Source organism: Mycobacterium sp. SMC-8, assembly GCF_025263565.1.
GTDB lineage: Bacteria > Actinomycetota > Actinomycetes > Mycobacteriales > Mycobacteriaceae > Mycobacterium.
In genome coordinates, this window is the sequence record NZ_CP079865.1 from 4,036,344 (window position 1) to 4,050,635 (window position 14,292).

The window sequence follows — 14,292 nt, forward strand, 5'->3', positions numbered from 1 at the left end:
TACCTTGGCGGCAACTGTCCGCACCGACCCCGACGGAGACGTTGTCATGGGCGCACCCGAAGCCACGCCAGTCATCGCCTACCAGCGCACGCTGTTCGAGCCCGAACACGAAATGTTCAGGGAGTCGTTTCGCACCTTCCTCGAACGGCACGTCGCGCCACAGCACGAGGAGTGGGAGAAGAACAAGCTCGTCGACAGGGACGTGTGGCTGGAGGCGGGCAAGCAGGGCTTCCTCGGTATGGCGGTGCCCGAGGAGTACGGCGGCGGCGGCGTCGACGACTTCCGCTACAACACGATCATCACCGAGGAGATCACCGCGGGCCGCTACAGCGGGCTGGGCTTCAGCCTGCACAACGACGTGGTGGCGCCGTATCTGATCAGACTGGCCACCGAGGAGCAGAAGCAGCGGTGGCTGCCGAAGTTCTGCAGCGGCGAGTTCATCTCTGCCATCGCCATGACCGAACCGGGTACCGGCAGCGATCTGCAGGGCATCAAGACCCGCGCGGTCAAAGACGGTGATCATTACATCCTCAACGGCGCCAAGACGTTCATCACCAACGGAATTCACTCCGATCTGGTCATCGTGGTGGCCCAGACCGACCCGGACAAGGGTGCCCTGGGCTTTTCGCTGCTCGTGGTCGAGCGCGGGATGGAGGGTTTCGAGCGCGGCCGCAAACTCGACAAGATCGGCCTGGATGCACAGGACACCGCGGAGTTGTCGTTCACCGACGTCAAGGTGCCCGCGGAGAACCTGCTCGGCGAGGAGGGGCAGGGCTTCATCTACCTGATGCAGAACCTGCCGCAGGAACGGATCAGCATCGCGATCATGGCGGCCGCCGCGATGGAGGCCGTGCTCGGCGTGACGCTGCAGTACGCCAAGGAGCGCAAGGCATTCGGCAAGCCGATCGGCAGCCAGCAGAACAGCCGTTTCCTCCTTGCCGAGCTTTCCACCGAAGCCACCGTGGTGCGCATGATGGTCGACGAGTTCATCAAGCTGCATCTGGAGGACAAGCTCACCGTCGAGCAGGCCGCGATGGCCAAGTGGTACTCCACCGAGAAGCAGGTCCACCTGATCGACCGCTGCCTGCAGCTGCACGGCGGCTACGGCTACATGCGTGAGTACGACGTGGCCCGCGCGTACCTGGACGCCCGCGTGCAGACGATCTACGGCGGTACCACCGAGATCATGAAGGAGATCATCGGACGCAGTCTGGGCGTCTGACGGGGGCCGGATCGGCGACAGCGCGCAGCTGACGGGCATATTCTTGGCCTGGATTCGGCGAGGTGACTTGGTTATCGACGTCCACTGAAGCAGAGTGAACGCACGCGGTAACTTTCTCAGAATTTTGCGTGGAGCTTGCACGAGGACCAGTCGCCGACCGCGGGGAGGAAGAATGAGCCGGCAGCCGATGCTGCGCCTACGTTTGGTCGGTCGTCTGACGGTCGGGCTGCTGGGGGTCGCCACCGCGCTCCTGCTGGCCCCGTCCGCGGCGGCGCAACCCGAGGCCGAAGCAAACGATGCGATCACCGCGGCCTGGCAGGCCGGCGGTGGCGACACAGGGCCGTTGGGTCCGAAATCGGGTGACGTGTATCCGGCCGGTGACGGCTTCGCTCAGAACTTCGCGGCGGGCAAGATGTTCTTCACCCCGGCCACCGGTGCGCACTTCATGCAGGGTGCCATCCTGGAGAAATACGAGTCGCTGGGTGGGCCTGCCGACAGCGACCTGGGATTCCCGACCATCGACGAAGGCCCGGGTCGCGCACCCGAGAGCCGCAACAGCACGTTCAGTGCGTCGGACAAACCGGTGATCTTCTGGACGCCGGCAACCGGCGCGAGGGTGGTCCGCGGACCGATCAACGCCGCGTGGGACAGGCTCGGCGGTTCCTCCGGCGTGCTCGGCGTGCCCTCCGAGGACGAGACCTACAACGGTTCCGTAGTGAGTCAGAAGTTCACCGGTGGCGAGCTGTCGTATGACTCCAGCGCCAAGAAGTTCACCACGGTGCCGCCCGAGCTGGCCGGCCAGCTCGGCGACCTCGTCATTGCCGACGACCCGGTCGCGGCGATCAACGCCGCACGCCGCGCCGCGGGCGGCGCCCTCGGCCCGCTCGGAGCTGCCGAGGGTGAGCCGTACCAGATCGGCTCCGACGGTATGGGCCAGGACTTCGTCAACGGCAAGATCTTCTACAGCCCGCAGACCGGAGCCAACGTCGTCACCGGCCAGGTGCTGGAGAAGTACGAGAGCGTCGGCGGTCCAGAAGGTGATCTGGGTTTCCCGATCACCAGCGAGCAGAACGGCGGACTGGCGCCGGCGAGTCGCATCAGCGCCTTCGCCGCGGACGACAAGCCGGTGATCTTCTGGACGCCCGACCACGGCGCGGTGATCGTGCGCGGCGCCATGAACGCGGCGTGGAACAAGCTCGGCGGTGCGACCGGGGAGCTTGGCGCGCCGGTCGCCGATCAGACGCAGACCGGTGATGTGATCACCCAGCGGTTCGCCGGTGGCGCGATCTCGTGGGATACCACAACGCAGAAGTTCAGCACCGAACCCGCCGGTCTGGCTCCGCAACTGGTCGGTCTGGAGGTGCCCGGCGCCCAGGCCCCGCAGGCACCGCCGCCGACATCGCAGCCCTCGGAGAACAGCGAGAGCTCCGGGCTGAAGTGGACCTGGTGGTGGCTGCTGGCCATCGTCCCGCTTGTGCTGTTGGCCGCTCTGGTCGGCTTCGCGGTGCTGCGCACCCGTGGTCGTCGCCGCGACGACGACCTGCTCGGCCGTCTGGGCGCCCCGGACGGCCACGCCTATGAGCCGGTACCGTCGGGTGCCGGCGCGCAGGCCCACGAGGACGGCCGGGAGGACGAACTGTTCGGGGACCGGTACGCCCGCGAGGGTCTGGGATCGCTGGGCTCGGCGGCGCCGGCGTCGAGCGAGGATTTCCGGTCGGACGTGCAGGGCTTCTGGGGGGCGCAACCCGGCGAAGATCAGAACGAGCACGGGCCGGCCGCCGACTCCGGCGACGCGCAGGAGGATCCCGACGCCGTCGACACCGCGCCGACACGGGTGCTGACACCCGAGGCCGAAGCACCCTCGCACGATGTGGTCGACGGCGGCCGTGGCGACGCGCACGACATCGTGGCCGAGCAGACAGAGTTGGACGCCGACCGCGAGCCGCTCATCGCGTCGGTCGGTGAGCCGGTCATCGCACCTGCCGACGAACCTGTCAACGTCGCCGCGGCACCACCGGCGCGCGATCCCATGGCCGACACCGGACGTCACGCGCGCATCGACGTCGACGAGCCGCTGCCGCTGGGCACCGCACTGCACATGCCCTTCGACGACCCGGGCGAGATCCCCGAGGGCTATCCGATCAAGGCCGACACCAAATCTGGCCTGTACTGGACGCCGGACAGCGGCGACTATCACGACGCCCCCGTCGAGATCTGGTTCGCCACGGAGGAGATCGCGCTCACGAACGGCTTCGTACGCGGCGAGTAGGCCGTCCGACCGGTCAGACCTTGCGGATGACCGTCACGACCTTGCCGAGCACCACGGCGTCGTTGCCCGGGATCGGGTCGAAGGCTGGATTGTGCGGCATCAGCCAGACCTGACCGCGGGTGCGTTTGAACGTCTTGACGGTGGCTTCGCCGTCGATCATCGCCGCCACGATGTCGCCGTTGTCGGCGACGTTCTGCTGTCTGACCACGACCCAGTCGCCATCGCAGATCGCCGCGTCGATCATGGACTCTCCGACAACCTTGAGCAGGAACAGCGAACCCTCGCCGACCAGCTCACGGGGCAGTGGGAAGACGTCCTCGACGGCCTCCTCGGCCAGGATCGGTCCACCGGCGGCGATGCGGCCGAGCACAGGCACGAACGTGGGTTCGGGTAGCGAATCCGAACCGGCGACGTCCGTCCCGACGACCGGTGTGGCGTTGTCGTCGGCCCCGCGGACGTCGACCGCCCGCGGCCGGTTGGGATCGCGGCGCAGATACCCCTTGCGCTCCAGCGTGCGCAACTGGTGGGCCACCGACGACGTGGACGTCAATCCGACCGCGTCACCGATCTCCCGGATGCTGGGAGGGTAGCCGCGGGTGGTCACGGACGCACGGATGACTTCGAGGATCGTTCGCTGACGCTCGGTCAGACCCGAATCGCGGCCGCGGCCGCCGGTGCTGTCATTGCTGTCGTCGCTCATGTGCCCGAATGTAGCCCGGTCACGGCCGATAATCAAACATGTGTTCGAGGCGTGTCGCATGCCGGCGGCCGAGGCCGGGATCCCGCGGAGGCTCTCCGGTGATGCCCTGGAGGCGACGACCCGGACGTGTCGGTGCCTTCGGTTAGCGTTCGCAACAGTTCGATCACGCGTTCTATTCATCGAACAGATGATCGACTATCGTTCGAACACAAGAGCGAAACACTTCTCGGATCGAAAGGCGAACTGATGACCATTCTCGACGACCGCGCGACATGGAACGAGTTCGAGCGGGCACCGCGCCTGCAGGTGACCGCGGGCCGGGTCCGGCCGGCGCGGCCGGGCCGGCGGTCTCCGTCCCGATGGCCCGGCGCTGCGCCGGTGCGACACCGGGGGACCGGCGTGCTGATGTCGCGTGCGCCGCACCGGCGCCGCCCGGTCACGCCGGCTACCACCGTATTGCTGGCGCTGGTCGCCGGCGCGATCACGCTGTGGCTGGGCCTGGTCGGGCAGTTCGGCAGTCTGGCCGCCGGCACGGCCGAGGTCCCCGGACGGCTCGCCGTGGTGCAGGTGCACAGTGGCGAGTCCCTGCACCAGGTCGCGCAGCGCGTCGCTCCCGGCGTCCCGGTCGCCGACGTGGTCGATCGGATCCGGGAGCTCAACAAACTCGAGTCGGCGGCGTTGGCCGCAGGTCAGACCCTGATCGCACCCGTCGTCTGATCGCACCCGTCGTCTGATCGCAGCCGGGATCTGATCGCCCGTGCTGCCCGAGCTCTGTGAGGACGGGGCCCGATGAGATACACCCCATGGGGTCCGGCCATGAGCCGCCCGTGTTCCACGCAGGTACGCTCAATGGCGTTCGAAGCGATTGACTGTCGGAGCGGCGAAGGAGCGGTGATGCACTGTCCTTTCTGCCGGCACCCCGATTCCCGGGTCGTCGATTCCCGAGAGACCGATGAGGGTCAGGCGATCCGCAGGCGCCGGTCGTGCCCCGAGTGTGGACGCAGGTTCACCACGGTGGAGACGGCGGTACTCGCTGTGGTCAAACGCAGTGGCGTGACCGAGCCGTTCAGTCGCGAGAAGGTCATCCGCGGGGTGCGGCGGTCGTGCCAGGGCCGGCAGGTCGACGACGACGCGCTGAATCATCTTGCTCAGCAGGTGGAGGACGCGGTCCGGGCCACCGGCTCGCCGGAGGTGCCCAGCCATGAGGTGGGCTTGGCGATCCTGGGTCCGCTCCGAGAGCTCGACGAAGTGGCCTACCTGAGATTCGCCTCGGTGTACCGCTCGTTCTCGTCAGCCGAGGATTTCGAGCGCGAGATACAGGCGCTGCGTGCCCATCGGAAGGTCACGGCCCAGAGCTGAGGCGTCACTCCAGTTGGCGCTGTCCATCGTCGACCACCCGGCCGGCGACCTGCACCCAGCCTTCGGGGCTCCATTTCGTCTCGATGATCGACCCCTCGCCCTGGACGATCGTCAGGTCTCGGCTCAGATGCTCGGTGATGCGCACCGCAGCCGCGCCGGTCGCCTCATCCTCGCGAATCCCCAGGTACGGCGCGAACATGCGCGAGCGGATGGTGCCTGCGGCCTCGTCCAGCCACGTCCACAGGTAGTGCTCGGACTCGTCGGCGTAGTCGTCGGGATCGGCGGCCGCGAGCTCTTCGAGCGAGGCCACGTCGTGGATCGAGAACACCGGAGCCCATTGCGCGCGAGCACTAGCCGAGGTCAGGTCGTGGCCGTAGCTGACCTGGACGATCCCTGCCGGTACCTGGAGTGTCTTTATCGGCATGCCGCGGTCTCTCAGCCACCACGACGCACCCACTATCGGATGCCCGGCGAACGGCAATTCGGTGGTGGGGGTGTGGATGTGGGCTTGGGCGCTGTGGGTGCCCTCTCGCGGAAGCGAGACGAAAATCGTTTCGCTGTATCCCAATTCGGTGGCGATGCGTTGCCGGTCGGCCGGGTCCACGGTAGCGGCGTCGACCACACCGAGCGGGTTCCCGAAATGTCCGTCCTTGTCGGTGAAAACGCGCAGCACTGTCACTTCGATGGCCATGAGCCCGATGCTACGTGCTCGGCGACGCCGACCGGTCAGGTTGCCGAGCGTTCGTCGCCACCCATCGCGTCGAGCACCGCCACCCGGGTGTCGACCGGGCCGGAGATGGTGCCCTCCTCGACGCCGGTGCGGAGCAGGCTGCGCAGATACTCCTGGTCGTACACGGCCGGTTCGGTGGTGTCGATGAACTTCTCGACGAGCTCGACGAAGCGGTCCGGGTCGTCGTGAAACGGGAAGTGGCCTGAGCCGCGGAAGATCTCGAGCCGGGAACCCGGCATGGCGGCGTGCGCCAGCTCCGCGTGACTGACGGGGATGACGGCATCGAGGTCACCCCAGATCAATTGCACGGGAACCGATTGCGTCAGATAACAGCGGTCGAGCATCGTGACCACCTGGCCGCGCCAGTCCACCACCGCCCTCAGCGTGCGGGCGAAGGCCGATGAGGCGGTCGGTTCGGGCAGGTCGGCCAGGATGCGCAGCATGTGGGGAATGTCGCGCCCCACCCCCGTGGATCCGAGTACCGTCCCGCTGACGCGGCCCAGCGCCTGGAGCACGGGCAGCGCCAGCGGAAGACGTAACAGGGACAGCGCTTCGCTGCCCATCGGCATCGAGGCGATGCGCAGCGCGATGTTGACGTCTTTGGTCACGCCGCCGGCGCCGACCAGTATCAGACGGTTGACCAACTGCGGAAACTGGTAGGCGAACTGCATCGCCACCCCGCCGCCGAGGGAGTGCCCGATCACCGTGACGCTGTCGATGTCGAGCACGGAGAGCAGGTCGCGCATGCCGTTGGCATAGGCCGCGACCGAATAGTCGGCCCGTGGCTTGTCCGACTTGCCGTGCCCCAGGAGATCGGGGGCGATCACGGTGAACCGTTGCGCCAGTTGGGTCTGCACGGTGCTCCATGTGGTGGAGTTGTCGCCGATACCGTGGATCAACAGGATCGCCGGTCCGGAACCGGCTACTCGAAAGGCCCGCCGGTAGCCGTGGATCGTGCAGAACTTCAGCGTCGGGGTGATCTCACGCACCGGGCGCAGGTGGGGCTTGCGGTCGGTCATGTAGCCCACTTCGTTGTCGGGACGGCTGGCAGCAGGCGGAATTACAGGCCCTCCCGCGGGTCGTCCCTGTCCTTCCGCTTCTTCTCACCGGCCTGTTCAGCGAGGAACCGCTCGAACTCGGCACCGAGTTCCTCCCCGCTCGGCAGATCCTCGTCCCGCGCCAAGAGGGACCGGTTCTCCTGAGCGGCGACGAAGGCATCGTACTGTCGCTCCAGGGCCTCCACCACTTGAGCGACCTCGGCGCTCGCGGCGACCTGCTCGTTGATCTTGTCGAACACCTCCGCGGCGGCCTGGGTCAGCTTCGCGGTGGGAATCTGCAGCAAGCCGTTCCTTGCCACTTCGGAGATCAGGGTCTCGGCCGCCGACGGATAGTCGGTCTGTGCCAGGTAGTGCGGGACGTGCACCGTGAACCCGACCACCTCGTAGCCGTGCTGGGCCATCCGGTACTCCAACAGGTTGGAGGCACTTCCGGGCACTTGGACCTCGCCCACCCACGGCTGATGCTCGCCGATCAGTTCCTTGTCGTTGGAGTGCGCGGTCAGCGTCATCGGACGGGTGTGCGGAACCGCCATCGGGATGGAGCCCAGTCCGATCACCCTGCGCACCCCGAGTCGCTCGGACAGCAGTCGCACCGCGGTGATGAACCGTTCCCAGCGCAGATCGGGTTCCAGACCCGCGAGCAGCAGGAACGGGGTCCCGACGCTGTCGTGTAGCGCGTACAAATTCAGTTCCGGCTCGTCGTAATGGGCGAAGTGGTCGGTCTTGAACGTCATCAGCGGGCGGCGGGACCGGTAGTCGAGCAGTTCGTCGATGGCGAACGACGCCACCAGTTCGGTGTCGAGCGTGTCCTTGAGGTGCTGGACAGACAATCTGATCGCATGCCCGGCATCTGAAAACCCTTCCAGCGCATGGATCAGCACCGGACCGCGACCGTCGGGTGAGGACAGCTGCGGGGACGGGAACTCGAGCTCGTACATGCCGGTCTGCTCCGGCTGATACTGCTGGCCGGGGTCGTGCTCATCGTCAGCCATCTGCCTCGCCTCCTCGCCTCGGTGACCACAACGGGTGATGCGGGTGAACCGTGAACACCAAGTGTCTCGCACGTGTCCGGCGCCGCCGCGCGGGGCCACGTGACGTCACCCATTTGTTCGAGCGCGAACACGCCGACGTGACATTCCGGCACGGTGCCCGGCGATCTACCCCGGGTGTGGGTCGCGGAAACGCCGGTGACGTCCCTGTGAGGGAAGATCGGAGGAATGGTCGACGTGAAGTCCGCGCTGGTGGTCGCGGCAGCGGTGCTGCTCACCTCATGCTCGGCCCCGGAGTACCGGCCGTCCACCGGCGTACGGCCGTCGGCGGGACCGGTGTCGCCGGATCCGCGGGTGGGAGCGGTGTTCGTCGACGGTTCGGAGTTGCACACGTGCACGGGTTCAGTGCTGAGGTCACCCGCCGGTGATCTGATCCTGACCGCGGCGCACTGCTTGTCCGATGGTGACGACGCGGTTTTCGTCCCGGGCTACGGCGCGGGCCCCACTGCGCGCGACGGGTGGCAGATCGACGCGGTCTTCTTCGACACCCGTTGGTTGGACGGCCGTGACCCCGCCGCGGACTACGCGGTCGCACGGGTCAGCCGCGACGACGGCGTGCCGCTGGCGTCGGTGGCAGGCGACGGACTGGACGTCGGGGCAGCACCCGGCCCGGGGAAGGAGGTGACGGTCATCGGGTATCCGTCGGGTGCCGGTGGTCCGCAGGTCTGCCGGGCCCCGGCCGTGCCGGAACGGCAAGGTTTCCCGACCCTGCACTGCGATGGGGTGGTCAACGGTTTCTCCGGCGCCCCCTGGATCTCCGGGGGGACGGTGACCGGTCTGATCGGTGGTCTGGACGGCGGTGGATGCGCCGACGAGGTGTCGTTCTCTCCGCCCTTCGACCAGCGACTCGCGGAGCTCGTGGCACGCGCGCAGGCCGGGGGGCCCGGAGACGAGGTGTCCGCTCCGTTCGACGACGGCTGCCCTTAAGCGCGATTCATCCCCAGATCCGATTTCATCCACAGTTGCGTGCCGCCGGGACGTCTTCGCCCGATCGGCGTCGGGGCCGGTTGCGAGGTTGGCCACATGGCCTCAACACCTCGCCCCGATCCCTCGCTCGACCGTCCCGGTGCCCTCATCGCGGCACTGCCTGCCGTCCTCGGCTTCATCCCGGTGAAATCGCTCGTTCTGACCACCATCAGCGGCGGCGATTTGGGCGCCGTCCTCCGCGCCGACCTGGGGGAGCGACCGCCCGACCAGCTGTATCGGTTGGCCGAGCTGGCGGCGTCCTCGGGTGCCGACGCAGCGGTGGCGGTGATCGTCGACGCGGAGGGCGCGTGCTGCCCGATGTGCGCCGAGGGGTACCGCACGCTGTCCGAGGAACTCGGGAGTGAGCTCGACTTCCATGGTGTCGATTTGATCGCCACCCACGTCGTCTCCGAGATCGCCGCGGGTGCGCGGTGGTACTGCGCGGACGGCTGCGGCAACTCTGGTGTTGTCGAGGACCCGACTGCGTCACCGACAGCCGTGGCCGCGGTGCTCGACGGGCGCCGCCTCTATCGGCGCCGCGAGGAACTGGTCGCCGTGGTCGCGACGGCAGACCCCGCACGCGCCGCGACCCTCGGCCGCGCAATCGAACTCGCCGGCGCGCCGGAGCCATCCCGGCCGGGGGCGGAGGCCCGCGGTGACATCGAGCACGCGTTGGCGTGCGCTGAGCAGATCAAGGGTGATGGTCGGCTTGCCGACGCAGACAAGGTGCGGTTGGCGTGGGCGCTCACCGACACCCGGGTGCGGGACACGCTCTACGCGCTGGCGGTCGGCGCCGGCGCCGGCGCCGCCGAGGCGCTGTGGGCCGAGCTCGCACGGTGCCTTCCCGAGCCGTGGCGGGTCGAAGCCCTGGTGCTGCTCGCCTTCTCGGCGTACGCACGCGGTGACGGTCCGCTGGCCGGTATCTCGCTCGACCAGGCACTGCGGGCCGATCCGGCGCACAGGATGGCGGGCATGCTGGATCAGGCACTGCAGTCGGGGATGCGGCCTGAACAGATTCGGGAACTCGCCCAGACGGGTTACCGGTTGGCGAAGCAGCTCGGCGTGCGGCTGCCGCCGCGGCGGTCGTCCGGTCGCAGGGCCGGCTAGGTAGTACGCGAGGCCGCTCTTGGTCAGACCTTCTCCACCTTGACGGCGTGTGCCATCTCGTGCGGCAGTTCGACCTGCTCGTGACCGGGAATGACGATCATGACGCCGCCGTGGTCCTTGACCTCGACCGTCACCCGGGCGTTCGGGACGACACCGGCGTCCTTGAGGCGGGCAATCAGGTCGGCGTCGCCTTGAACGTGTTCGGTCAGCTGTCGCACGACCACGGCCACCGGCATGCCGGCGGGCAGCTCGGTGAGCCGCACCAGGGCGAAGCTCTCGTTGATCTCGTCGCCGACGCCGAGCTCCGACAGTCCGGGGATCGGGTTGCCGAACGGAGAAGTGGTGGGGTTGTTGAGCACCTGAACAAGACGCCGCTCGACGTCCACGCTCATCACGTGCTCCCAGCGGCACGCCTCGGCGTGGACTTCCTCCCAGGGCAGGCCGATCACATCGACCAGGAGACGCTCGGCCAGGCGGTGCTTGCGCATCACGGCGACCGCGAGGGCGCGGCCCTTCTCGGTCAACTCCAGGTGGCGGTCACCCGCGACGTGCAGCAGCCCGTCGCGCTCCATGCGGGACACAGTCTGGCTCACGGTGGGGCCGCTCTGATCGAGACGCTCAGCGATGCGCGCGCGCAGAGGTATCACGCCCTCTTCCTCGAGGTCATAGATCGTCCGCAGATACATCTCGGTGGTATCAACCAGGTCGTTCATCGCACACCCTCCGTTCAGAGCGAGTCTACCGGCCCTACCGGCCGGAAGCGGTTCTTCCCCGAGCGACACGGGCCACACGTGCACGGGGCATGCAGAAGGCCCGCCGGAATCTCCGACGGGCCTTCGCGGGGGTGTGGTTCGAGGAAGCGGCCGCGGGGTCAGCTGGCGTACGAGCGCAGGCGGTCGGCTCGCTCACCGTTGCGCAGTTTGGCCATCACCTCACGCTCGATCTGCCGCACCCGCTCGCGCGACAGTCCGAACAGCTTGCCGATTTGATCCAAAGTGCGCGGTTGACCGTCGTCGAGGCCGAACCGCAGCCGGATCACCTGCTGCTCACGCTCGTCGAGGGTGGCCAGCACATAGCGGATGTCGGTGTGCAGCAGCTCGGAGATGACGGCGTTCTCGGCCGACATCGCCTCGGCATCCTCGATGAAGTCGCCGAGCGGCGCCTCCTCGTCGCTGCCGACGGGCATGTCGAGGCTCACCGGGTCGCGGCTGTGCTCCAGCAGGTCGGTGATCTTCTCGACCGGGATGCCAGATTCGGCGGCCAGTTCCTCGTCGGTGGCTTCGCGGCCGAGATTCTGGTGCATCTCACGCTTGATCCGGGCCAGCTTGTTGACCTGCTCGACGAGGTGGACGGGCAGGCGGATGGTGCGGCTCTGGTCGGCCATGCCGCGGGTGATCGCCTGCCGGATCCACCAAGTGGCGTAGGTGGAGAACTTGAACCCCTTGGCATAGTCGAACTTCTCCATCGCGCGGATGAGCCCGAGGTTGCCCTCCTGGATCAGGTCGAGCAGCGGCATGCCGCGGCCGGTGTAGCGCTTGGCCAGCGACACCACCAGTCGCAGGTTCGCCTCGAGGAGATGACGGCGCGCAGCCTCTCCGTCACGCACGACCGCCGCCAGATCGCGTTTGCGGTTCTCGCCCAGGCGCTTACGAGTGTCGAGCAGGTGCTGCGCGTACAAGCCCGCCTCGATCCGCTTGGCCAGCTCCACCTCATCGGCGGCGTTGAGCAACGCAGTCTTGCCGATGCCGTTCAGGTAAACCCGCACCAAGTCGGCGGCTGGGCTCTGAGCGTCCAGATCCTGGTCGATGCGGCTGGTGGTGGCATTTGCCATGGCGGCCTCCTGATCGGGTGGAACTTTCATGAGCTACAACGCCCCAAGCCCGCAAAGAGTTCCCGCACTTTCTGTGCTTCACACCTTCTGATCAGCGGTTATTAGCGCTTGACCTGAGAATGTGCTGAGAAAGACGCCAGAAAGCGCTCAGCCGGGAACGTCGCCGCGCGTATCGCCGGCCTCATGTTGCGACGCGTGCCCGGCCGCATCCTCGATTGCCGGTCGTTCGGCGGTGGGGAACAAGGGGATCCGCTGCCGGACGTCATAGCGCCGCGGCTCCTCGGCCTTGCGTGGAGGCCGGTCATTGGCGATCAGCACGGCCATCCACGGCAGCGGAATCGAGGCCACCACGATCGCCAGAGAGAGCAGACCGTTCTGCCAGACGCCGTAGGCCACCGCGGCCAGAACGAGGGCGGGGATACGAAAGGACATCAGCGTCAGGTACTTGCGCACACGCTGGCGATGTTGTTCTTCGAAGGCGGGGGCGGCCCGGGTGATCAGAACCGGGCGGCCTTCGTCGTCGAAACTCAGCTCCGAGCCACGCACGGGATCACGGTGCTCAATCCGGCGCTCAATCCGGCGTTCATACCTCCACTGTTCCACATTCGGGCCCAGGTATACCCATCGCGTTTATTACCGATTGATGGCCAGGCAGAATGAATGACATGGACACCCAGACGATCGAACGCACCGATACCGACGAACGCGTCGACGACGGGACAGACGACGACACTCCGAAGTTCTTCCACTACGTCAAGAAGGACAAGATCGCCGAGAGCGCGGTGATGGGAACCCATGTCGTGGCATTGTGCGGCGAAGTGTTCCCGGTGACCCGCTCAGCCAAGCCCGGTTCGCCGGTGTGCCCCGACTGCAAGCGGATCTACGAGCAGCTCAAGAAGTAGCCACGTCGCCGCCGGCCGCCGGGGTATCGGCGCCCGAGCGCGGTCCGTCGATCCCGCGAGCGTCTGCCGCGTGCGATCCGGCGGCCGGCGCCGCGCCACCGTTGCGGCTTTCCGCCTTGGCGCCCAACCAGCCCCGCACACGATTGGCGTGGGTCTCCGGTGCAGGGAATTCCTCTTCGATCGCGGCGTTCAGTTCTGCGCCGAGCATGATCGCGAAGCCGAGGAAGAATGCGAACAGCAGGAAAGCGATCGGGGTGGCCAGCGCGCCGTAGGTGTATCCAGTGCTGGTGATCCACGTCAAGTACACCCGCAGCCCCCAGGTGGCGATCAGGAACACGGTCGTGGCCAGGATTGAGCCCAGCAGCAAGCGGTGTGACGGCAACGGTTTGGGCAGGGACACGCGGTAGAGCAGGTTCACCGACACCACCAACGCGAGAAAGAGCACCGGGAAGTAGGCGAAACGCAGCGCGTCGTCCCAGGTGTCCGGGATGAATTCGGCAACCTTGCGCGGACCCAACGCCAAGAACGGCGCGGTGACGATGGCGCCGACGAGCATCACCACGTAGAGCCCGAGCGCATAGAACCGCTGCCGGACCGGGTGGCGAAGCGGTGTCTGGTCGTGTGCCTCGGTCACGGAGTCGACGAAGGCCGAGATGGCCGAGGACCCCGCCCACAGCGAGATCACGAAACCGAGAGACACCACCTCGCCGCGGGCACCGCGAACGATGTCCCGCACCGTCGGCTCGATGATCTCGCTGACGACGTTCGGGGAGAAGAACTTTCCCGCGACAGTGATCAGCTGGCTCTGAATGGTCCCGAGTGTGTCCGGGCCGAACAGCGGCGCGATGTAGGCAAGGCTGCCGAGCATGCCGAGCAGCAGGGGTGGCAACGACAGCGCACACCAGAAGGCAGCCTGAGCCGATTCCGAGAAAATCGAATCGTCCCAGCTTTTGCCGAGTGTCCGGAGTGTGATGTGCCGGATGTGGTGGCGTTGAGGTCTGGCCCGTTCGGGTTTGACCCGTCGTGGCTCCGCCTGTGGTGCGGGCCGCGCGTCCGGCCGCTCTGTCTGGTCACTCATGACCAGACCAGCATTGCCGAT

The 14,292-nt window shown here is 67.2% G+C and carries 15 protein-coding genes; 7 read left to right on the top strand and 8 right to left on the bottom strand.

What is annotated here, in order from left to right:
• Nucleotides 1-46: 46 nt before the first annotated feature.
• Together KXD97_RS19555 and KXD97_RS19560 are read left to right on the top strand one after the other, a co-directional pair.
• Nucleotides 47-1,222, top strand: a complete 1,176-nt coding sequence (locus KXD97_RS19555) for an acyl-CoA dehydrogenase family protein (protein WP_260751735.1) — start codon at nt 47-49, stop codon at nt 1,220-1,222.
• Nucleotides 1,223-1,394: 172 nt separating this feature from the next.
• Nucleotides 1,395-3,491 (top strand): LGFP repeat-containing protein, encoded by a 2,097-nt coding sequence (locus tag KXD97_RS19560; RefSeq protein ID WP_260751737.1) that lies wholly within the window; start codon nt 1,395-1,397, stop codon nt 3,489-3,491.
• A gap of 13 nt (nt 3,492-3,504) precedes the next feature.
• Here KXD97_RS19560 and lexA read toward each other — a convergent pair whose 3' ends face one another.
• Nucleotides 3,505-4,191: a transcriptional repressor LexA gene (gene lexA / locus KXD97_RS19565; protein ID WP_260751739.1), complete on the bottom strand. Its 687-nt coding sequence runs from the start codon at nt 4,189-4,191 to the stop codon at nt 3,505-3,507.
• A 246-nt stretch (nt 4,192-4,437) separates the two neighbouring features.
• Here lexA and KXD97_RS19570 point away from each other — a divergent pair, with 246 nt between their 5' ends.
• Together KXD97_RS19570 and nrdR are read left to right on the top strand one after the other, a co-directional pair.
• Entirely contained in the window at nt 4,438-4,908 is a 471-nt protein-coding gene (locus tag KXD97_RS19570; RefSeq protein ID WP_260751740.1) for a LysM peptidoglycan-binding domain-containing protein, read from the top strand.
• A gap of 177 nt (nt 4,909-5,085) precedes the next feature.
• Nucleotides 5,086-5,550 (top strand): transcriptional regulator NrdR, encoded by a 465-nt coding sequence (nrdR, locus tag KXD97_RS19575; RefSeq protein WP_260751741.1) that lies wholly within the window; start codon nt 5,086-5,088, stop codon nt 5,548-5,550.
• A gap of 4 nt (nt 5,551-5,554) precedes the next feature.
• Here nrdR and KXD97_RS19580 read toward each other — a convergent pair whose 3' ends face one another.
• Genes KXD97_RS19580 through KXD97_RS19590 form a run of 3 tightly spaced genes read right to left on the bottom strand, consistent with a single transcriptional unit; the run spans nt 5,555 to nt 8,330 of the window.
• Nucleotides 5,555-6,241 carry a PhzF family phenazine biosynthesis protein gene (locus KXD97_RS19580; RefSeq protein WP_260751742.1) on the bottom strand — a complete coding sequence of 229 codons (687 nt, stop codon included), beginning with the start codon at nt 6,239-6,241 and terminating at the stop codon, nt 5,555-5,557.
• Between the two features lie 35 nt (nt 6,242-6,276).
• On the bottom strand, nt 6,277-7,299 hold the full coding sequence (locus KXD97_RS19585) for an alpha/beta fold hydrolase (RefSeq protein ID WP_260751743.1): 1,023 nt from the start codon (nt 7,297-7,299) through the stop codon (nt 6,277-6,279).
• 41 nt (nt 7,300-7,340) lie between these two features.
• Nucleotides 7,341-8,330, bottom strand: coding sequence for a proteasome assembly chaperone family protein (locus tag KXD97_RS19590; RefSeq protein ID WP_260751744.1), 990 nt, complete (start codon nt 8,328-8,330; stop codon nt 7,341-7,343).
• A gap of 225 nt (nt 8,331-8,555) precedes the next feature.
• Here KXD97_RS19590 and KXD97_RS19595 point away from each other — a divergent pair, with 225 nt between their 5' ends.
• Together KXD97_RS19595 and KXD97_RS19600 are read left to right on the top strand one after the other, a co-directional pair.
• Nucleotides 8,556-9,314, top strand: coding sequence for a serine protease (locus tag KXD97_RS19595; protein WP_260751745.1), 759 nt, complete (start codon nt 8,556-8,558; stop codon nt 9,312-9,314).
• Nucleotides 9,315-9,410: 96 nt separating this feature from the next.
• Nucleotides 9,411-10,460, top strand: coding sequence for a DUF4192 domain-containing protein (locus KXD97_RS19600; protein ID WP_260751746.1), 1,050 nt, complete (start codon nt 9,411-9,413; stop codon nt 10,458-10,460).
• A gap of 23 nt (nt 10,461-10,483) precedes the next feature.
• Here the strand turns inward: KXD97_RS19600 and KXD97_RS19605 are convergent, their stop codons facing one another.
• The 3 genes from KXD97_RS19605 to KXD97_RS19615 form a co-directional block, all read right to left on the bottom strand.
• Nucleotides 10,484-11,173, bottom strand: a complete 690-nt coding sequence (locus tag KXD97_RS19605) for a metal-dependent transcriptional regulator (RefSeq protein WP_260751748.1) — start codon at nt 11,171-11,173, stop codon at nt 10,484-10,486.
• A gap of 158 nt (nt 11,174-11,331) precedes the next feature.
• On the bottom strand, nt 11,332-12,291 hold the full coding sequence (gene sigB / locus KXD97_RS19610; RefSeq protein ID WP_036368877.1) for a sigma-70 family RNA polymerase sigma factor SigB: 960 nt from the start codon (nt 12,289-12,291) through the stop codon (nt 11,332-11,334).
• A gap of 147 nt (nt 12,292-12,438) precedes the next feature.
• Complete coding sequence (locus KXD97_RS19615) at nt 12,439-12,867, bottom strand: DUF3099 domain-containing protein (protein WP_260758071.1); 429 nt, start codon at nt 12,865-12,867, stop codon at nt 12,439-12,441.
• Nucleotides 12,868-12,956: 89 nt separating this feature from the next.
• On the opposite strand from KXD97_RS19615, the gene KXD97_RS19620 reads away from it, so the two are divergent.
• A complete protein-coding gene (locus tag KXD97_RS19620; RefSeq protein WP_067960388.1) occupies nt 12,957-13,193 on the top strand; it encodes a DUF3039 domain-containing protein in 237 nt (78 codons plus the stop codon).
• On the opposite strand, the gene KXD97_RS19625 is transcribed toward KXD97_RS19620, so the two are convergent.
• Nucleotides 13,183-14,271, bottom strand: coding sequence for a YihY/virulence factor BrkB family protein (locus KXD97_RS19625; protein ID WP_260751755.1), 1,089 nt, complete (start codon nt 14,269-14,271; stop codon nt 13,183-13,185). The genes KXD97_RS19620 and KXD97_RS19625 overlap by 11 nt on opposite strands.
• Nucleotides 14,272-14,292: the final 21 nt, after the last annotated feature.